The sequence below is a fragment of the Brachybacterium sp. AG952 genome, from assembly GCF_004362645.1.
Lineage (GTDB): Bacteria > Actinomycetota > Actinomycetes > Actinomycetales > Dermabacteraceae > Brachybacterium > Brachybacterium conglomeratum.
In genome coordinates this window covers 227097-244943 of record NZ_SNXV01000004.1, presented here as the reverse complement: position 1 = coordinate 244943, position 17847 = coordinate 227097, and the positions used below count along the sequence as shown (strand labels likewise).

The 17847-nt window shown below is 72.5% G+C and carries 16 protein-coding genes; 3 read left to right on the top strand and 13 right to left on the bottom strand.

What is annotated here, in order from left to right; translation table 11 throughout:
* Positions 1–235: 235 nt before the first annotated feature.
* The gene (locus DEU31_RS11485) at positions 236–865 is read right to left on the bottom strand and encodes a pyroglutamyl-peptidase I (protein ID WP_133677215.1); all 630 of its coding nucleotides are present in this window, start codon (positions 863–865) and stop codon (positions 236–238) included.
* Between the two features lie 123 nt (positions 866–988).
* Between DEU31_RS11485 and DEU31_RS11480 the strand changes: the two genes are divergently transcribed.
* Positions 989–1663, top strand: a complete 675-nt coding sequence (locus tag DEU31_RS11480; RefSeq protein WP_133677214.1) for a GNAT family protein — start codon at positions 989–991, stop codon at positions 1661–1663.
* Positions 1664–1891: 228 nt separating this feature from the next.
* Here the strand turns inward: DEU31_RS11480 and DEU31_RS11475 are convergent, their stop codons facing one another.
* From DEU31_RS11475 to DEU31_RS11455, 5 genes are all read right to left on the bottom strand, one after another.
* Positions 1892–2401: a lamin tail domain-containing protein gene (locus DEU31_RS11475; protein ID WP_010551828.1), complete on the bottom strand. Its 510-nt coding sequence runs from the start codon at positions 2399–2401 to the stop codon at positions 1892–1894.
* A gap of 214 nt (positions 2402–2615) precedes the next feature.
* Positions 2616–4430: an ABC transporter ATP-binding protein gene (locus DEU31_RS11470; RefSeq protein ID WP_010551827.1), complete on the bottom strand. Its 1815-nt coding sequence runs from the start codon at positions 4428–4430 to the stop codon at positions 2616–2618.
* Complete coding sequence (locus DEU31_RS11465) at positions 4427–6253, bottom strand: ABC transporter ATP-binding protein (protein ID WP_133677213.1); 1827 nt, start codon at positions 6251–6253, stop codon at positions 4427–4429. Before DEU31_RS11465 ends, DEU31_RS11470 begins: the two co-directional genes overlap by 4 nt.
* Positions 6254–6560: 307 nt before the next feature.
* Positions 6561–6914: a hypothetical protein gene (locus DEU31_RS11460; RefSeq protein ID WP_062946634.1), complete on the bottom strand. Its 354-nt coding sequence runs from the start codon at positions 6912–6914 to the stop codon at positions 6561–6563.
* Positions 6915–7116: 202 nt separating this feature from the next.
* Positions 7117–8673, bottom strand: coding sequence for an alpha-amylase family glycosyl hydrolase (locus DEU31_RS11455; RefSeq protein ID WP_133677212.1), 1557 nt, complete (start codon positions 8671–8673; stop codon positions 7117–7119).
* 195 nt (positions 8674–8868) lie between these two features.
* On the opposite strand from DEU31_RS11455, the gene DEU31_RS11450 reads away from it, so the two are divergent.
* A complete protein-coding gene (locus DEU31_RS11450) occupies positions 8869–9654 on the top strand; it encodes an alpha/beta hydrolase family protein (RefSeq protein ID WP_133677211.1) in 786 nt (261 codons plus the stop codon).
* A gap of 203 nt (positions 9655–9857) precedes the next feature.
* Positions 9858–10142, top strand: a complete 285-nt coding sequence (locus DEU31_RS11445; protein ID WP_133677210.1) for a YciI family protein — start codon at positions 9858–9860, stop codon at positions 10140–10142.
* Between the two features lie 21 nt (positions 10143–10163).
* Here DEU31_RS11445 and DEU31_RS11440 read toward each other — a convergent pair whose 3' ends face one another.
* From DEU31_RS11440 to DEU31_RS11410, 7 genes are all read right to left on the bottom strand, one after another.
* A complete protein-coding gene (locus DEU31_RS11440) occupies positions 10164–10769 on the bottom strand; it encodes a hypothetical protein (RefSeq protein WP_243733820.1) in 606 nt (201 codons plus the stop codon).
* 138 nt (positions 10770–10907) lie between these two features.
* Positions 10908–11825, bottom strand: coding sequence for a LysR family transcriptional regulator (locus DEU31_RS11435; RefSeq protein WP_133677209.1), 918 nt, complete (start codon positions 11823–11825; stop codon positions 10908–10910).
* Positions 11826–12338: 513 nt separating this feature from the next.
* Positions 12339–13712, bottom strand: coding sequence for an LLM class flavin-dependent oxidoreductase (locus tag DEU31_RS11430; RefSeq protein ID WP_133677208.1), 1374 nt, complete (start codon positions 13710–13712; stop codon positions 12339–12341).
* Complete coding sequence (locus tag DEU31_RS11425; RefSeq protein WP_133677207.1) at positions 13709–14773, bottom strand: LLM class flavin-dependent oxidoreductase; 1065 nt, start codon at positions 14771–14773, stop codon at positions 13709–13711. Before DEU31_RS11425 ends, DEU31_RS11430 begins: the two co-directional genes overlap by 4 nt.
* Positions 14770–15771, bottom strand: a complete 1002-nt coding sequence (locus DEU31_RS11420; RefSeq protein ID WP_133677206.1) for a transporter substrate-binding domain-containing protein — start codon at positions 15769–15771, stop codon at positions 14770–14772. The genes DEU31_RS11425 and DEU31_RS11420 overlap by 4 nt, the downstream gene beginning before the upstream one ends.
* On the bottom strand, positions 15768–16691 hold the full coding sequence (locus DEU31_RS11415) for an amino acid ABC transporter ATP-binding protein (RefSeq protein ID WP_243733819.1): 924 nt from the start codon (positions 16689–16691) through the stop codon (positions 15768–15770). Before DEU31_RS11415 ends, DEU31_RS11420 begins: the two co-directional genes overlap by 4 nt.
* Complete coding sequence (locus DEU31_RS11410; RefSeq protein WP_133677205.1) at positions 16688–17734, bottom strand: amino acid ABC transporter permease; 1047 nt, start codon at positions 17732–17734, stop codon at positions 16688–16690. The genes DEU31_RS11415 and DEU31_RS11410 overlap by 4 nt, the downstream gene beginning before the upstream one ends.
* Positions 17735–17847 lie beyond the last annotated feature (113 nt).

Genomic DNA, 17847 nt, shown 5'->3' with positions numbered 1-17847 from the left:
GTCATTTCTCCACCTCTGTGGAGAGCGCTGTGGATAACTTCCTGTGGGGGTGGACAGTGGGGATGTGCACACCCGTGCGGAGCCTCGTTTCCACCGAGTCACCGGCCCCGTCGGTGGACCACCTCGACGCTGTGCGCCCCCGTTCGCGGGATCGCGGCACGGCGGTGGCGGGGTCAGGGGGGGCGCCGGCAGCAAGGAGCCTCCCGCTCAGCCCCCGCCTTTCAGCGCCCGCCGCTCAGTGCTCGGCGCCGCCGGCGAGCCGGGCGTCGGTCTCCGTGGAGAGCACCACCTCGACCATCCGCACCAGCGCCCGTGCGGTGGCGGGGGAGTCGACGACGTCGGCCGAGGGGACGTGGACGAACCCGCCCCGGATCCCCTCGAGCGCAGGGTCGGTCGCCAGCAGGTGCTGCAGCGCGTAGAAGACGTCATTGCACACATAGGTCCCGGCGGTCTGCGACACCGCCGCAGGCACTCCGTCGGCCGCGAGCGAGGCGACCATCGCCTTGACCGGCAGGGTCGAGAAGCGGCCGACGGGCGCGCCCGGCACCACCGGCTCGTCCACCGGGCTCGCGCCCGCGTTGTCGGGGATCCGGGCGTCGCGGATGTTGATCGCGACCCGCTCCGGGGTGATCGCGGTGCGTCCGGCGGCGAGGCCGACGGCGACCACGAGCCGCGGACGCAGTCCCCGCACCGCCTCCTCCAGACGCTCCGAGGCGGTGCCGAACTCGACCGGCAGCTCGACCGCCTCCGCGTCCACGCCGCGCGCGACGAGGGCCGGGACCGCCTCCCGGACGGCCTCCCAGGACTCGTTCGTCGCCGCCCCGTCGAAGGGCGCGAAACCGGAGAGCAGAACGTCGATGGCCATCGGTACAGGGTACGGCGGGCCGCCCGCCGACGGGCTGCGCGCCACGACGATGCTCTCGCCGGCGTCGACCAGCGCTGCGTCCGTCGCGACATCGCCCCCGTCGCCCGCGACTAATCTGGGGCGATGTCCGAGCAGACCCGTGCTGAGCCGTTCCCCGCGCTGTCCGCGCTCTACCCCTCCCTCGGGCTCGTCGTCCGCGCCGGGGACCTGACCCTGCGGCCGCTGGCCGATGAGGACCTGCCCGAGTACGCCGCGCTGATCCGTCGGCCGATCTTCGAGGACCCGACCTCCCCGCAGGTGTTCCCCTGGTACCGCGCCGAGCCGGAGACGCGCGTGCGCGAAGCGCTGCGCTTCCAGTGGACGCTGCGCAGCGAGATCTCTCCCGAGCGCTGGACACTCGCCTTCGGCGTGTGGGCGGGAGGCCGGCTGATCGGTGCGCAGGACGTCTCCGCCCAGCGCTTCGCCGAGCGGCGCACCGTCACCTCCGGCTCCTGGCTGACCCTCGACGCCCACGGGAACGGGTACGGCAGGCTCATGCGCCAGGCGATGCTCGTGCTCGCCTTCGACCACCTCGGCGCATTGCGGGCCGAGTCCGCCGCCGTGGTCGGCAACGCCCCCTCCTACGGGGTCTCCCGCGCCTGCGGCTACATCGACAACGGCACCGAGATCTCCACGATCCCCGGCTCCAGCGAGGAGCAGCAGCGCTTCCTCGTCACGCCCGAGCTGCTGCGTCGGCCCGACGTGCCGGTGGAGGTCGAGGGGGTCACCCCCGCGCTGCGGGAGATGCTCGGCGCCTGACCGGGCGGCGGGAGATGACAGAACCGCCCGATGTGACGTTCCCGCGGGAACGCGTCGGGCGGCTCAGCCACAGGATTCTGACGGGTTGGAGGGTGATGACGTTCCCGCGGGAACGCTCCGTCGGGCGTCCGACGGGGATCCAACGCGGGATCTGACAGATCGGGCGCCGACGACGTTCCCGCGGGAACGCCTGCGGGGCCGACGGGACGCCGTCGGCCCCGCGCCGGCTCAGCAGTAGGCGGTCGTCTTGTCGCTGCGGGCGTAGGTCGACGAGCCCTTGTACGCGCCGCCCTTGTACCGGCAGGACTCGAGCAGCGTGCCCTTGGAGCTGTACAGGCGCGCGGTGTCGCCGGTGTTGTTCCAGATGTAGCTCGCCTTGCCCCAGTACAGGGTGGTGGAGGTGTTCTTCCCGGTGCCGGAGCGGATCGTGACGGTCTTGCCGGGGGCGATCTTGAAGCCCTTGGGGAAGGTGTACTTCTGGGGGCCGTTGTCGCGGATCACGTAGCCGGTGAGGGTCAGCGTGGTCTTCCCGGTGTTCTTGACCTGGATGTACTCCTTCACGTACTCGGAGTTCTTCGAGTAGTCCCGGCCGGGCGGGTCGTAGTAGACCTTCACGATGTCCAGCGGCTTCTTCACCGCGGCATCGGCGGGCGGGACGATCGCGAGCGGCACCGCGACCACGAGCGCGGCGAGCAGCAGCGCCAGGAATCGGGCGCGCGAGAGCAGGGGCAGGTGCATGGGATGACCTCTGAGGAGCAGGGGATCCGCGGGTGACGGCCGACTCTCGTCGGCTCTCCTCAGGATCGGGATCGGTATGACAGCAGGAAGATAACCGGCGCCGACCTCCTGCACCAGCGTTCCCGCACAACTGTCGTGGGAACTGCGCCACATCGGCTGCCGGGGGCGGGGCCCGTGCCGCGCGCTCCCGGTGCGAGGGGACGATCCCGGCGCGCTACATCGACTCCTGCCACGCCTGGTACAGCGCCGCGAAGCGGCCGCCGGCGGCGACGAGCTCGGCGGGGGAGCCGTCCTCGACGACCTGCCCGTCGTGCACCACCAGCACCCGGTCCGCGATCATCACGGTGGTCAGGCGATGGGCGATGATCAGCGAGGTGCGCCTGCCGAGCAGCTTCGTCAGCCCCTCCTGCACCATCCGCTCGGAGGGGATGTCCAGCGAGCTGGTCGCCTCGTCGAGGATCAGCACCCGCGGGTCGGCGAGGAAGGCGCGCGCGAAGGAGATCAGCTGCCGCTGACCGGCCGAGACCCGGCCGCCGCGCTTGTTCACGTCGGTGTCGTAGCCGTAGGGGAGCTTCTCGATGAACTCGTCGGCCCCGATCGCGCGGGCCGCCGCCTCGATCTCCTCGCGGGGCGCGCCGGGCCGGCCGAGCGCGATGTTGTCCGCGACGGTGCCGGAGAACAGGTACGCCTCCTGCGTGACCATGACGATGTTGCGGGTGAGGTCCTCCATGGACACCTCGCGCAGGTCCACGCCGTCGAGCCTCACCGCCCCCTCGGTCGCGTCGTAGAAGCGGGCGATGAGCTTCGCGACCGTGGACTTCCCGGCGCCGGTCTGGCCCACCAGCGCCACCGTCTGACCGGCGGGGATGTGCAGGTCCATCGGCTGCAGCACGAGCGGCCCGTCGTCCGAGTAGCGGAAGGAGACGTCCTCGAAGTCGATCTGCCCGTCCGAGCTGGGCAGCGGCGTCGGGGTCTGCGCCTCCTTCACGTGGGGCTGCACGGCCAGCAGGTTCGCGATCTTCTCGAGCGCCGCGACGGCGGACTGGAAGGCGTTGTAGAAGTTCGCGATCTCGTCGATCGGCTGGAAGAAGCGTCGCGAGTAGAGCACGAGCGCGACCAGCACGCCGACCTGCAGGTCGCCGCTGAGCACCCGGAATCCGCCGACGACCAGCACCGCGGCGATGGTGATGTTCGCGAGCACGCGCAGCGCCGGCTGGTAGATGCCGAAGACGTTGATCGAGCGCATCGACGCGTCGCGGTAGTCCTGGGCGAGGCGGTCGAACTCGGCGTGGTTGCGGTCCTCCTTGCGGAACGCCTTCACGGCGCGGATCCCGGCCATCGCCTCGACGAAGTGGACGATCAGCCGTGCCGAGTGGGTGCGGATCGCGCGGTACTCGACGCTCGAGCGCTTCTGGAACCACACCGTCAGCGCCACGCAGGGGATCAGCATCAGCAGCATGACCAGGCCCGTCACCGGATCCATGGTCACGATCAGCACGATCGTGAACACCATCGACAGCGACGCGCCGACCATGACGTTCACGCCCGAGTCCAGCAGCTCCCGCAGCGCCTCCATGTCGGAGGTCTGCCGCGAGACGATCCGGCCGGAGGTGTAGGACTCGTGGAACTCGAGGTCCTGCTTCTGGGTGAAGCGGAAGACCTTCCGCCGCAGGGAGAGCAGCATCCGCTGGCCGACGACGACGGACTGGCGCACGTACCCGAAGGTCAGCACGCCCCCGACGATCGCGGCGGCGACGGCGAGGGCCGCCGCCTGGAAGGCCGGCCACGGGTCGCCGTCCAGCAGCGCGGGCAGGCCGTGGTCGATGCCCCAGGCGATGATCGCGGGGCCCGCCACGACGGCGAGCTGCGCGATCACGACCATCACGGCCATGATCGCGAACTGTCCCTTGACCGGGGAGATCAGCTCGCCGAGCAGGGCGAAGGAGCGCATGCGGGAGGTGCGGGCCTCCTCGGCGGTGAGCGCGCCGCTGTCGGCGTCGTCGCGGTCCGTGGGTGCGGCGGCGGTCATCGTCCCTCCTCCTGGATGGCGCGGAGCTCGAGCTCGCCGGTGAGCGTCTCGATGTCCTGGTCGCGGCGCCGCTCCTCCTCCTGGTTCGCGATCACCCAGCGGTAGCGGGCCGAGCTCGCCATCAGCTCGGTGTGGGTGCCGACGGCGACCACTCGCCCGTCGTCCAGCAGCGCGACCCGGTCGGCCAGCGCCACGGTCGAGGTGCGGTGGGCGACGATCAGGGTGGTGGTCCCGGCGAGCACCTCCCGCAGGCGCGCGGTGACGGTCTCCTCGGTCTTGGTGTCGAGAGCGGAGAGCGGGTCGTCGAGCAGCAGCACGGCGGGCTTCGCCGCGATCGCGCGGGCCAGGGCCAGGCGCTGGCGCTGCCCGCCCGACAGGCTCATGCCCTCCTCGCCGATGCGGGTGTCGACCCCGTCCGGCAGCTCGTAGGCATAGGTCGCATCCGCCGTGCGCAGCGCGAGGTGCAGCAGATCCTCCGCCTCCTGCGCGGACAGGGCCGGGTCCGCGCCGAGCAGCACGTTGTCCCGCACCGAGTCGGAGAACAGGGTCGCGTCCTCGAAGGCGACGGCGGTGAGGGTGCGCAGCGTGGTGAGGTCCATGTCGCGGATGTCCACGCCGTCGATCGTGATCGCGCCGGCGGTCGTGTCGTACAGCCGCGGCACCAGCTGCAGCAGCGTCGACTTGCCGCTGCCGGTGACGCCGACCAGCGCCATCGTCTCCCCGGGGCGGACCTCGAGGTCCACCCCGTCCAGCACGTCGTCGACGTGCTCGGGGGCGTCGGCGTAGCGGAAGTGCACGCGGTCCAGGCGCACCGCCCCGATCGCCGCGGCCGGGTTCACCGGCACCGGGCGCTTGGGCGAGACGATCGTGTTCTCGGTGTCCATCACCTCGTAGTGGCGGTCCAGCGCGGTGCTCGCGTTCACGGCCTGGCCCAGCAGCATGCCGAGCATTCGCACCGGGCCGACCACCAGCGTGGCGGTCGCGAAGTAGGAGGCGAGCTGGCCGGTGGTGATGGACCCGTCGGCGGTCAGGTGCAGTCCCACCAGCAGCGCGACGCCGAGCGCGAGCTCGGGGAGCATGAACATGAACATGTCGAAGCGGGCGATGGCGGTCGCCTTCTTCACCTCGGTGCGGCGCAGCTCCTCAGCCTGCTCGGTGAAGCCCGCGAGCGCCGTCGGCCCGCGTCCGAAGGCCTTCAGCACGCGGATGCCCTGCACCGATTGCTCGATGGTGGTGGCGAGGTCGCCGTTCTGGTCCTGCGAGCGGCGGGAGAGGACCGAGAAGGTGCGGTTGAAGCGGTAGGCGATGATCGAGACGGGCACCGCGGCGATGAAGAAGATCAGCGCCAGCAGCGCGCTGGAGCGGATCAGCAGCATCATGCCCACCGCGATCGTCACCGCGTTGGTGACGGCCATGATCATGCCGAAGGCGATCCAGCGGCGGATCTGGTTGATGTCGCTCATCATGCGCGAGAGCAGCTGGCCCGAGCCCCAGCCGTCGTGGAAGGTGACGGGCAGGTGCTGGACCTTCTGGTAGAAGCCCACGCGGATCTGCTTCTCGACGGTGGTCGAGGGGGCGACGGCGAAGGTGCGGCGCAGCCAGATCAGGGTGGCCTCGACGATGCCGAGGCCCAGCACGATCGCGCCGCCGGTCCAGATGGTGATGGCGGTGGCGTCGCTGCCGAGCCGGTTGACGATGACCTCGAGGACCTGCGGGATCATCAGCGCCACGAGCGAGGCCGTCATGGCGCTGAGCAGGCCGAGGAAGAGGCGGATTCTGATGGGGCGGACCGTCTGCCAGAGGCGGCGCATGGTGCCGAGCATGGGGAGAGAGTTCCTCAGAGGGGAGTGCGCCCCGGCGGTCGGGGACGAGGACTTAGCCTAGTCAACGATCCCGACGGGTGACAGCGCATTCCGGGGGGCGGCCGCTCCGACAGGTCTCTCGTCTCGTCTGCCCTGGACGCGCTCCATCCCCTCTGAGCTGTCGGTGTGGGGCCGGATGCCGACAGCTCGGACGGGATGGGCTCAGGGTGCGCGGGGTGGCGGGCTGCTCCCTGCGGTGTCGCCGATGGGCGCGTAGTGACGCGATGTGGCGATATCGCCACGACGTGCCGTGGAGCGCCCGCCCTGGTCAGGCGTCGGCGTCGGCGGGCAGCCACTCGCCGTAGGCGGCGTCGGACAGCAGCGCCGCGGCGCCGGCCGAGGCGGCGGTCACCGTGAGGACCGCGGGCCAGGCCCCGATCTTCTTCGCCAGCGGGTGGGAGAGGCCGAAGCCGAGCACGTAGGTCGCGCCGAGCACGGCGGTGGTCGCGGGGCCGCGACGGGCGAGCCAGGTGCGGCCCGCGTAGATCCCGGCCGCGGCGAGGACCACGCCGCCGAGCGGGCGGATGCCGGTCTCCCTCGCGGTCAGCCAGCCGCCGATCAGCCCGGCGGCGACGACGGGGGCGGTGTTCACGGACTCGGCGGGCTTGATCGCGGTGCTCATGCCTCGAGCCTACGACGAGCGACCTGTGTGGTGAGCACCCGGCATTTGCCGGACGCCGCAGCACTACTTGCGTGGGCGGATCCGTCGTGCCAGGTCATGAGGGCATCAGGCTGTCCTGAGGCAGGCGAACACTTGCGTGCACCCTCTCTAGGACTTGCACGGCACCGGGCTGGCAGGGGCTGGAGGGCAGCGCGACGCCCGCTCAGCGCACCACCGCGATGCCGTGGGCGGGGACCGTCCCCTCGGCGGCGGGGCCGACGGCGTCGAGCATGTCCGCGCCGCTGACCGCCTCGAGCACCGCGCCAGGGGCGGGCAGGGCCTCGTCGCCGAGGTTCAGCACCAGCGTGAGAGGGGCGGGGCGCTCGCCGGAGGGGTCCGTCGCGTCGGCCGCGCGGTCGGCCGCCGCGGGCTCCCCGTCGGCCGTCGTGTCGAGCTCATTCGCCCCCGCGTCGTGCCCGCCGGCCGTCGGGGTCAGCACGATCTGGGCCCAGGTGTTCGTCAGCGTCGCCTCGTCCACGGCGACCGAGGCGGTGACGAGCCACCGTTCGCGTCGGCGCAGGGAGAGCAGGCGCTGGTGGGCCTCGAGGATCCGCCCCGCCGCCTCGGGGGCGAGCAGCTGCAGGGAGCGGGGCGACTCGTCGCCCGCGTCGGCGGCCTCGTGCGCGGCGACCACCTCGTCGGGCGAGCCGGGGAACCAGGGTCGGATCGCGTCGTCCCCGCCCTCGCGCTCCTCCTTCACGGCGGCGGCGCCGAACTCGTCCCCGGCGTAGACGGCCGGGATGCCGGGCAGCAGGGCGAGCAGCGCGGTCGCGGCGGCGAGGTCGCGGCCGTCCTCCAGCTGGGAGGCGATGCGGGTGGTGTCGTGGTTGCCCACGAAGGTCAGCGGCAGAGCGCCCGAGCCGGCCTCCCGGAACTGGTCGAGGAAGCCCTGGTGACGGCCGAGCGCGTGCGCGAGCTCGAAGAGGTTCCCGTCGCGCAGCGAGGACCAGATCGCCTTCCACAGCTCGTACTGGGTGATCGAGTCCGCGCCGGAGGCGGCGGCGAAGGCCGGGTACTCGCCGTGGATCACCTCGCCGAGGATCCACGCCTCGGGATGCGCGGCTCGGACCCGTTCGAGGATCGGCGCCCACGCCTCGGCGCCCGCGGCGTACATCGCGTCCAGCCGCCAGCCGTCGGCCCCGCGCTCGAGCCAGCGGCTCATGATCTCCACGATCCGGTCCTGGATGACGGGATCGGAGAGGTCCACCTCGACCAGGTCGTCGTTGCCTTCGAAGCCGTAGGGGCTCGTGCCCGCCCAGCGGATCCGGTCGCCCTCCTCGGTGCCGGGGCCGGCGGCGATCGCGCGGCGCGCGGTGGGGTGGAGGTGGGAGATGTGGTTGAAGACCCCGTCGAGCACGAGGCGGATCCCGCGCTCGCGACAACCCGCGACCAGCGCGTCGAAGTCCTCCTCGTCGCCGAGGCGCGGGTCGATCCGGCGGTGCTCGAGGGTGTCGTAGCCGTGGGAGACCGAGTCGAAGATCGGGTTCAGCAGCAGCACGTTCGCGCCGAGGGCCACGAGGTGGTCGAGCCAGCCGGTCAGCCGGCGCAGGCGGTGCACGACGTTCTCCCCGTCGGCCCCGCCGTAGGTCTCGCCGGTGAGGTCCTCGCGGTGGCGGGGCGCGCCGCAGAAGCCCAGCGGGTACACCTGCCAGCAGATCGCATCGCGGACCCAGGCAGGGGCGGCGTGCGGTGCGGGGGCGGCGGGAGCGGTCTCGGTCATGCCGCCATCGTAGGCATCGAGGGGCGCCGGGGCACCCGGAGGAGGGCGGTGCGCGAGCCGCGGCGCCTCCGGCGCCGCGAGGTTCTGCCACCGCCACGACTCATGTGCCGACGGACATGAGTCGTCACGGCAGCACAAGGTGAGGGGCGGGGTGGGATGCTGGGGCCGACGCCCGCCCGCTCATCGAGGAGAGACATGATCCGCCTGCGCACCGACTTCTTCGCCGAGTCCCTCGGCATGGGCACCTCGATGGTGGTGCTGATGCCGCAGGCCGCCTCCGGGATCGGGATGGAAGGGGCCGACGCGACCAGCGGGTCCGCGGCCGACGAGTCCGGCGTGCCGGTGCTCTACCTCCTGCACGGCCTCAGCGACGACTGCACCATCTGGGAGCGCCGCACCTCGATCGAGCGCTACGCGACGGAGAAGGGGATCGCCGTGGTGATGCCCGAGGTGCGCCGCTCCTTCTACACCGACGAGGCGGTGGGGGAGGCGTACTGGACCTTCGTGGCCGAAGAGCTGCCGCGGATCGTGGCGCGCACCTTCCGCGTCTCGACCGCGCGGGAGGACACTTTCGTCGCGGGCCTGTCGATGGGTGGCTTCGGCGCGTTCAAGTTGGCGCTGAACCATCCGGACCGCTTCGCGGCCGTGGCGAGCCTGTCCGGGGCGCTGGACCCTGCGAGCCTGTCGCTCGAGCTGAGCACCGGGCATCTCGCCGAGCGGGTCTGGGGCGGGCGCGAGATCGCCGGCACCGCCGACGACCTGCTCGGACTGGTCGGCCGGCGCGACCCCGCCGAGCTGCCCGCCCTGTTCCTCGACTGCGGCACCGAGGACCAGCTCATCGACCAGAACCGGCGCTTCCTCGCCGCGGCGGAGGACGCCGGGGTCGAGGTCGCCTCGCGCCTGCGCCCCGGAGCCCACACCTGGGAGTTCTGGGACGAGGGCATCCAGGACGTGCTGGACTGGCTGCCCGTCCAGGGCTGAGGCGGGGTGCTGCGGGCGGGGCAGTCGACCATCGCAGTGAGACGACGAGTCATGCCTGCCGGGGTGGAGCGGACGCCGACGGCTCGAGCCGGCAACGCACCCGGGCCCCGGACGTCCCGTCGGCCGCGGCGCGCGGTGCGGCAGGATGGGCGGGAGATCATCGGCCGGCATCGCCGTCGGCCGCCGCGCACCGAGGGGATCCCATGGCCGTCTTCGCCGTCCAGTACACCTACATCGACGACGCCCAGCGCCTGGCGACGTTCCGGCCCGAGCACCGCGAGCACCTCGCCGAGCTGCTCCGCGAGGGCACGCTGCTGCTGTCGGGCCCGCTGGACGACGGCTCGGAGGCGCTGCTGATCGTGGTCGCGGACTCCGCCGAGGACGCGCTCGCCAAGCTCGACGGCGACCCCTTCAAGCGCGAGCGTGCGATCGTGGACCGCGTCGCGCGCGAGTGGAAGGTCGTGATCGGGGAGCTGCCCGGCGCCTGAGCCGGGGACGGCCGCGCCCTCTCAGGCGCGCGGCGGGTCGGACTCGTCCTCGCCCGGCTCCTCGGTGTGCGCCGACGGGTCGGCGCCGGGGTCAGGCGTCGTCGGCCCCGCCCCCGCGGCGCCGCCGGGCGCACCGCCCTGCCGGGTCCGGTCCTGGAAGGCGAAGAGCTCGGAGACGTTGTCGATGCGCGCGGCGTCCTCGCCCTGCAGCGCGAGCGGCAGCATCCGCTCCCCGCCGTACCGGCCCAGCAGCTGCTGCGCCGCCGGGTCCTTGAACACGTTCACCCAGATCAGGTCCTCGCGCGGGGCACGGATCGCGGCCTGCAGACGCGCCGAGGCCGGATTCCCGGGCGCCCAGAGCACGATCGTCGGCGCCGTGCCGTCGGCCTCCCGCGCCCGTGCCTGCGCAGAGGCGAGCGGGGTGTGCGGGCCGGAGCGCAGCGGGCTCGTCCAGTACGCCATGAACAGGGAGAACGCGCCCACCGCGGTCGCGGCGATGAGCTGATCGGCCAGCACCATCAGCAGCGTGAGCAGAGCACCGCCGACGAGCAGCAGTGCAGGCCGCAGCCACGCCCGGGCAGGGGCGTGGGTCGTGGAGGTGGCGGGGGCGGGATCAGGACCGGGCATCTGACCAGAGTACGGACGACGCCTGGACCCGCGTCGAGAGCGATCTGCAGGAAGGGGACTCCAGCGGCACGCGCTGGAGCTCAGCTCCGCGGCGTGCTGCTGGAGTCCCCGTTGTGCAGGCGAGGCCGAGCCGCGGCGTCAGATCAAGGCGGCGGTGGCGAGGCGCCCGGTGGTCTCGGCGACCAGGGCGTCCTTCAGCGCGGCGACGGCCGGGATCGACAGTGCGCCGCGACGATTGATCAGGCCGATCATGCGGTCGTCGAGATCGGGCAGGTGGCGCACCACGAGGTCGTCGGTGGGCGGGGCGGCCTCGAGGGTGGTCTCGGGCATCAGCGCGACCCCGCCGCCGTGCGTGATCAGGCGCTGCACCACGATCGAGTCGTCGGTCGAGTGGCGCACCTGCGGCGTGAACCCCGCGCGGCGTGCGCTCGAGAGCAGGTTCGCGCGGCAGCGCTCGCAGCCCGCGATCCACGGCTCCTCGGCGAGGTCGGCGAGGGTGAGCTCGGGGTCCTGGGCGCGGGGATGGGCCGCCGGCAGCACCGCCATCACGCGGTCCTCCATCAGCGGGGTCCACTCCAGGGCCCCCTCGTCGCCGATGTCGCTGCAGGGATAGCGGAACACGAGCGCGAGATCGAGATCGCCCTCGCGCACGGCCGGCACCGCGTCCGGCGGCTCGAGCTCGTCGAAGGTGACGTCGAGGTCCGGGGCGCTCTCGCTCAGGCGCGCGAGCACGGGCGGGAGCAGCACCGCCGCGGCCGACGGGAAGGTGCCGAACTTGACGGTCCCGCGACGCAGGGCGGTGATGTCGGCGAGCTCCTCCTCCGCGGCGTGCAGCTGTGCGGCGATCGCCTCGGCGTGCAGGGCCAGGCGCGAGCCCGCCTCCGTGGGCGTGACGCCGGAGGAGGAGCGCAGCAGCAGCTGCGTGCCCACCTCCTTCTCGAGCGCGGCCAGGTGCTGGGAGACGGCCGGCTGGGTCCAGCCCAGCTCGCGCGCGCCCGCGCCGATCGAGCCGTTGCGCACGACGGTCCGGAAGATGAGAAGCCTGCGGGGGTCCATGACAGTCATGGTATCCGGCAGTGGCAAGCCTGGCTTATGACTTCGCCGACGGCGTTCTGGGCGGTTCGGAGGGAGAGGGCACAGGGTCCCGCTCGACGCTGTCGGACATCCCTCAGCAAAGGCGGGCGTATCGAGTCCTGATAACCCCACCGCTGCTGAGGGACATCTCGACCGACCCAGGACCGTCCCGGGGCAGTCCCGGACGTCTGGCAGCGCGGCGAGACGTGGCTTTGTGTCGGTATGAGGGGTCATTCCGGCAGGAAGCCACGTCTCGGCGACGGTGAGAGGGCGAACCCAGTGCCGTGCTGGGCCCGGATGAGCCGACGCGCGGCAGGTTTTGCTGCCGCGAGGACTCGTGTGGTGGGCCGGAAGAGTCGTGGCACCAGCAAACGGTGAGCGCAAGCGGCGACGCGGCGGGGAAGGGGCCAGGGCAGGGAAGGGACCAGGGTGGGGAAGGCGAAGGGGCGGGGGAGGGGCCGTGATCGGCTGCCCCGCCCCGCCCCGTTCACCGGGTCACAGCGGCGGGAGGCCCAGGTTCTCGCGCAGCGTGGTGCCGGCGTACTCGGCCGGGTAGACGCCGCGCTCCTGAAGGCGCGGGATGAGGTGGTCGACGATGTCGTCGAGCCCGGAGGGGATCAGCCATGGCGTGATGTTCAGGCCGTCGATCGCCCCGAGCCGCGCGAACTCCACGAGCCTGTCCGCGACGGCGTCGTAGCTGCCGGTGAACTCGCCGCGGCGCGCCCCGGACTTCGCCCGCGCGAACTCGAGGATGCTCTGGCCCTTCTCCGCCGCCTCCTCGCGCCACTGGCGGGTGAGCTGCTCGGCCTTCTCGAACTGGAAGCCGGCGCCGCGGGTCACGCCGGACTCGACGACCTCCGGCGGCACGTCCGGCAGCGGCCCCTCGGGGTCGAACTCGGAGAGGTCGCGGCCCCAGTACTGCTCGAGCAGGGCGATGGCCTGCTCGGGGCCGATCTGGTGGTCGCGCACCCAGCGCACCTTCTCGTCGGCCTCCGCCTCGGTGGGGGCGAGGATGATCTCGGCGCCCGGCAGGATCTTCACGGCGCTCGCGTCGCGGCCCGCGGCGACGGTGCGCTCGACGATGCTGCGGCGGAAATCCACAGCCGCGGCGAGGGAGCCGTGCGGGGAGAAGATGACGTCGGCTGTGCGGGCGGCGAAGTCCTGACCGGCGGGGGAGGCGCCGGCCTGGAAGAGGACGGGCCGGCCCTGCGCGGAGCGGGGCAGGTCGCCCTGGGCGCGCACCGTGTAGTGGGCGCCGTCGTGCGAGATCTTCTGGCCGGCCCAGTACTGCTCGGCGACCTGCAGGAACGCCTCGGCGTGGGTGTAGCGGTCGGCGTGGTCGAGGTAGCCGCCGCGGCGGAAGTTTTCTCCGGTCCAGGCGTTGTCGGTGGTGACGATGTTCCAGCCGGCGCGGCCGCCGGAGAGCAGGTCGAGGGTCTGCAGGCGCCGGGCGAGGTCGACCGGGTCGTTGTAGGTGGTGTTCTGCGTGGCGACCAGGCCGATCTTCTCGGTCACGCCGGCCAGCGCCGCGAGCAGCGTCTGGGCGTCGGGACGGCCGGCGACGTCGAGCTCGAAGGGCACGCCGCGGTGCTCGCGCAGCCGCAGGCCCTCGCCGAGGAAGAACGCCGCGAACCTGCCGCGCTCGGCGGTGCGGACCAGCGACTCGAAGGACTCCCACGCGACCTGGTCGCCGCTCTCGGGCAGGCGCCAGATCGTCGAGGAGTTCACGCCCTGGAAGAAGGCGCCGAAGGAGAGCTGCCCCGTGGGGGTGTGCGCGGGGTGGAGCGGGTGCTCGGCGGGGCCGGTCGCGAGCGCGGCGGCCTCCTCGGACAGCGGCGCGTCGGCCAGCGGGGTGGTGGCGGTGCTCATGCGTTCTCCTCGGAGGTGAGGCGGGCGCGGTCGGCGCGCCGGGCAGGATCGAGGCGGAAGGGGGTCTCGGGCAGGCCGAGCAGGTCGCGGAGAGTGCGGCCCGACGCCGGCACCGAGGCCGGGGCCGCGCCCGATGCGTCCGACGCGGCCGGGGCACCGGCCGGGGCGGGGGCGATCAGGCCGCGGGAGCGGAGCTCGTCCGCCAGCTGACGCACGGTGCCCAGCGGGTCGGCCTCGAGGTCCAGACCCACCAGGCGCACGAGCCGCACCTGCTGGGCAACGGCCGACGGACCGGCGCCGGCCTGCTCGAGGGCCGAGGCGATCTGGGCGGCGAGCTCCTCGGCGCGGGCGCCGCCGGAGACGTCGAGGTCCAGCACCCGTCCGTCGGCCAGCTCACCGCTGACGCGCTCGCCGGCGTCCGCGCGGTCGGTGTCGGCGACGAACACCGGCAGCAGGCCCTGCGGGGAGCGGGGCGTGATCGCGGGGCCGCGCACGGAGAAGGTCTCCGCCTCGACGTCCGCGTACTGCAGGCGCGAGGCGTCGACGTACACGCCGCGCTCGGTGTCGCGCACGACGGCGCCCGGCGCCCAGGTGCCCCAGATCGTGCGGGCGGCCTCGAGCACGTCGGCGGCCTCGCGGGCGGTCGCCTCCAGGCCCAGCACCTCGCGGCCCACCGCCTCGGCGGCCGACGGGTCGGTCTCGGCCTGCAGCAGCCAGCCGGCCCGGCCGTGGCTGATGTGGTCCAGGCTCATCAGCTGTGTGGCCAGGTGGAACGGCTCGACGTAGATCGCGTCGGTGCGGGGCAGCAGGCCGATCCCGCGGGTCAGCGGTGCGAGATGCGCGGCGACGTGGATCGGGTGCAGGCCACCGTCGCTGAGGGTCAGCGCGCCGATCCCGGCCTCCTCGAGGCCGCGGGTGAGCGGGGCGAGGCCCTCCAGCAGGGACGGGGCGGTGACGAGGTCGACGGCGAGGACGGGCAGCGCGCCTGCCCCGTCGACCGGACCTGCGGCGGGCGAGGTGCTCGACGAGGTGGTCTCGTCGGGCGTGACGGTGGTGCTCACGGATTCTCCTTGGTGTGGACGCGCGATTCGGTGAGGGCTTCCTCGGTCAGCTGCCACCGCTCGAGCACCTGCGCGTAGGTGCCGTCGGCGATCAGCGCGTTGAGCGCGGCGGCATAGGGCTCGGCGAGGCCGCTGCCGGCCGGGAAGGTGCCCGCGACGAGGGTCTCGTCGGGCCAGCCGGCGTTGACCCGGCCCTGCAGCTCGACGTCGTCGCGGCGGGAGGCGATGAAGCTCAGCGAGGCGAAGGGGGCGATGTAGCCGTCCACGCGGCCGGAGCCGAGGGCGAGCAGGGTGTCGGCCTCGGTGGAGTAGTTCTTCAGCTCCGCCGGGGCCTTCCCGGCCTTCTCGAGCTCGGCGTTCCAGTCGGTGAGGATCCGCTCCTGGTTGGTCGCGGCGCCGACGGCGATGATCTTCCCGGACAGCGAGTCGGCGTCCTCGAGCCAGCCTTCGGCTCCCTTCTTGACCAGGAAGGACATGTACGCGGCGCGGTAGGAGGCGAAGTCGAACTTCTGCAGGCGCTCGGCGTTGATGCCGATGTTGGCGTGGACCGCGTCGAACTCCCCGGCCTCGAGCTTCAGCGGCCAGTTCTCCCAGGTGGTGAGCTTCAGCTCGAAATCCAGGCCCAGCTTGTCGGCGACGATCCGGGCCACGTCGATCTCGGAGCCGATGTAGGTCTGGTTGTCGTCGGCCAGGAAGCTCAGCGGCGCGGAGGAGGTGCCGTTGATACCCACGCGCAGCACGCCGGACTCGGCGATCTCCGTCGGCAGCAGCGCGGCGACCTGCTCGTCGGCCTCGGCGCGGATCAGCTCCTGCGTGCCGGAGGTGTCGATGGCGGGGCCGGAGCCGCCGCCGTCGGAGGCGTCGGAGCCGGAGCCCTCGGCCGCGCCGGTCGCGGCGGGGGCCGGGTCGGAGCAGGCGGCGAGCAGGCCGAGCGGCAGCAGCAGGCCGCCTGCGGCGACGGTGCGTCGGGTGGGGTGCGCGGGGCGGGGAAGGGTCATGAGAGGTCCTCGGGGGTGGTGGCGGTGGGGGAGTCGGTGCGGACCCGCTGCAGGAAGGAGCGGGTGCGCTGATGGGTGGGGGAGTCGATGACCTGGGCGGGCGGGCCCTGCTCGACGATCCGGCCCTGGTCCATGAACACGACGGTGTCGGCGACGTCGCGGGCGAAGGAGATCTCGTGCGTGACGATCACGAGCGTGGTCCCGGCGCTGGCGAGGGAACGGATCACCGCGAGCACCTCGTCGACCAGCTCGGGGTCCAGTGCGCTGGTCGGCTCGTCGAACAGCAGCACCTTCGGGCGCAGGGCGAGCGCGCGGGCGATCGCGACGCGCTGCTGCTGGCCGCCGGAGAGCTGGCGCGGATAGGCGCCCGCCTTCTCGGACAGGCCCACCAGCGCGAGCAGCTCCCGGGCATGCGCCTCCGCCTCGGCGCGCTTCACGTCGAGCGCCCGACGGGGCGCCTCCGTGATGTTCTCCAGCGCCGTCATGTGGGCGAAGAGGTTGAAGGACTGGAACACCATCCCGATCGCGGTGCGCTGGCGCAGCACCTCGGGCTCGCGCAGCTCGTGCAGCAGGTCGCCGTCGCGGCGGTAGCCGATCACCTCGCCGTCCACGCTGATCAGGCCGCTCGTGACGGGCTCGAGGTGATTGATCGAGCGCAGCAGGGTGGACTTGCCGGAGCCCGAGGGGCCCAGGATCGCGGTCACCTCGCCGGGCGCGATCGTGAGGTCGATGCCGCGCAGCACCTCGAGGTCGCCGAAGGACTTGTGCACCCCGCGGATCTCGACGAGACCGCCGCGGGGACCGTCGGCCGACGGGGAGGGGAGGGCGGCCGACGGGCTGGTCGCGTCAGCCGGACGGGCGTCGACGGTCGACTGCACCCCGGCCGAACGGCGGCGGAGCAGGGAGGTCAGCGGGCTCATGCGGCGGCTCCTGCGGTGACGGGGCGGCGGCCGAGGCGGGCGCGGAGCCGCTGCAGCGGGGTGGGCGGCAGGGTGCGCACCGCGCCCTTGGAGTAGTGGCGCTCGATGTAGTACTGCCCGACCGAGAGCAGCGAGGTGATCACGACGTACCAGACCGTCGCGACCAGCAGCATCGGCAGCACCTGCTGGGTGCGGCCGTAGATCAGCTGCACGGTGAAGAACAGCTCGGCGTGCGCGAGGACGTACACGATCGAGGTGCCCTTCACCAGGCCGATGATCTCGTTGAACGCGGTGGGGAGGATCGCGCGCATCGCCTGGGGCAGCACGATCCGCAGGGAACGGTCGCGGGCGGGGATGCCCAGGGCGCTCGCGGCCTCGATCTGGCCCTGGTCCACCGACAGGATCCCGCCGCGGATGAGCTCGGCGGCGTAGGCGGCCTGGTGCAGGCCGAGCCCCAGGATCGCAGCGAGCATCGGGGTCATCAGGTCGCTGGTGCGGGTGTCGACGAAGGTCACGTCGGTCAGCGGGATGCCGAGCGTGATGCTCTCGTAGAGGTAGCCGAGGTTGTACCAGAGCAGCAGCTGCACCAGCAGCGGCGTGGAGCGGAAGATCCAGGAGAACGTCCAGCTCACCGACGAGATCAGCGAGGACTTCGACAGGCGCATCAGGGCGAGGACGAGCCCCAGCCCGAAGCCGACGGCGCCGGCGAGCACGGTGAGCTTCAGCGTCTCCAGCAGCCCGCGGATGATCGACTCGGCGAAGAACCACTGCGCGACCACGCCCCACTCCCAGCGCGGATTGGTCACGAAGGACCACAGCACTGTGGCCGCGAGCAGGCCCACCAGCACCGCGAGCACGATCCGGCCCGGGTGTCGGGCGGGGACGACGCGCAGGCGGGAGAGCTCCTCATCGCTGATCGGGCCGAGCGACGCACGATCCTCGGTGCCTGTCCCGGGCGGGCACGACATGATGTCGGTCCCCGAGGCGGCGCCGGGCGCGTCGGCGCGGCGGGCTGTGTCGTGGGTGACGACGGAGGAGGTCATGGTGTGCCTTCCGTGACGGAACGTGAACCACAGGCCGGTCGAGGCTTGCGAGGCTCGACGTTATAAGCGAATCTAATGGAGATGCAAGGTGACGACTATGACGCGTCACGTTG

Coding starts and splice junctions, on each gene's coding strand:
- DEU31_RS11450 (WP_133677211.1), top strand. CDS start 8,869: ATGATCCGCCTGCGCACCGACTTCTTCGCCGAGTCCCTCGGCATGGGC.
- DEU31_RS11415 (WP_243733819.1), bottom strand. CDS start 16,691: ATGAGCCCGCTGACCTCCCTGCTCCGCCGCCGTTCGGCCGGGGTGCAG.
- DEU31_RS11480 (WP_133677214.1), top strand. CDS start 989: ATGTCCGAGCAGACCCGTGCTGAGCCGTTCCCCGCGCTGTCCGCGCTC.
- DEU31_RS11440 (WP_243733820.1), bottom strand. CDS start 10,769: ATGCCCGGTCCTGATCCCGCCCCCGCCACCTCCACGACCCACGCCCCT.
- DEU31_RS11455 (WP_133677212.1), bottom strand. CDS start 8,673: ATGACCGAGACCGCTCCCGCCGCCCCCGCACCGCACGCCGCCCCTGCC.
- DEU31_RS11460 (WP_062946634.1), bottom strand. CDS start 6,914: ATGAGCACCGCGATCAAGCCCGCCGAGTCCGTGAACACCGCCCCCGTC.
- DEU31_RS11430 (WP_133677208.1), bottom strand. CDS start 13,712: ATGAGCACCGCCACCACCCCGCTGGCCGACGCGCCGCTGTCCGAGGAG.
- DEU31_RS11470 (WP_010551827.1), bottom strand. CDS start 4,430: ATGACCGCCGCCGCACCCACGGACCGCGACGACGCCGACAGCGGCGCG.
- DEU31_RS11485 (WP_133677215.1), bottom strand. CDS start 865: ATGGCCATCGACGTTCTGCTCTCCGGTTTCGCGCCCTTCGACGGGGCG.
- DEU31_RS11420 (WP_133677206.1), bottom strand. CDS start 15,771: ATGACCCTTCCCCGCCCCGCGCACCCCACCCGACGCACCGTCGCCGCA.
- DEU31_RS11435 (WP_133677209.1), bottom strand. CDS start 11,825: ATGGACCCCCGCAGGCTTCTCATCTTCCGGACCGTCGTGCGCAACGGC.
- DEU31_RS11465 (WP_133677213.1), bottom strand. CDS start 6,253: ATGCTCGGCACCATGCGCCGCCTCTGGCAGACGGTCCGCCCCATCAGA.
- DEU31_RS11445 (WP_133677210.1), top strand. CDS start 9,858: ATGGCCGTCTTCGCCGTCCAGTACACCTACATCGACGACGCCCAGCGC.
- DEU31_RS11475 (WP_010551828.1), bottom strand. CDS start 2,401: ATGCACCTGCCCCTGCTCTCGCGCGCCCGATTCCTGGCGCTGCTGCTC.
- DEU31_RS11410 (WP_133677205.1), bottom strand. CDS start 17,734: ATGACCTCCTCCGTCGTCACCCACGACACAGCCCGCCGCGCCGACGCG.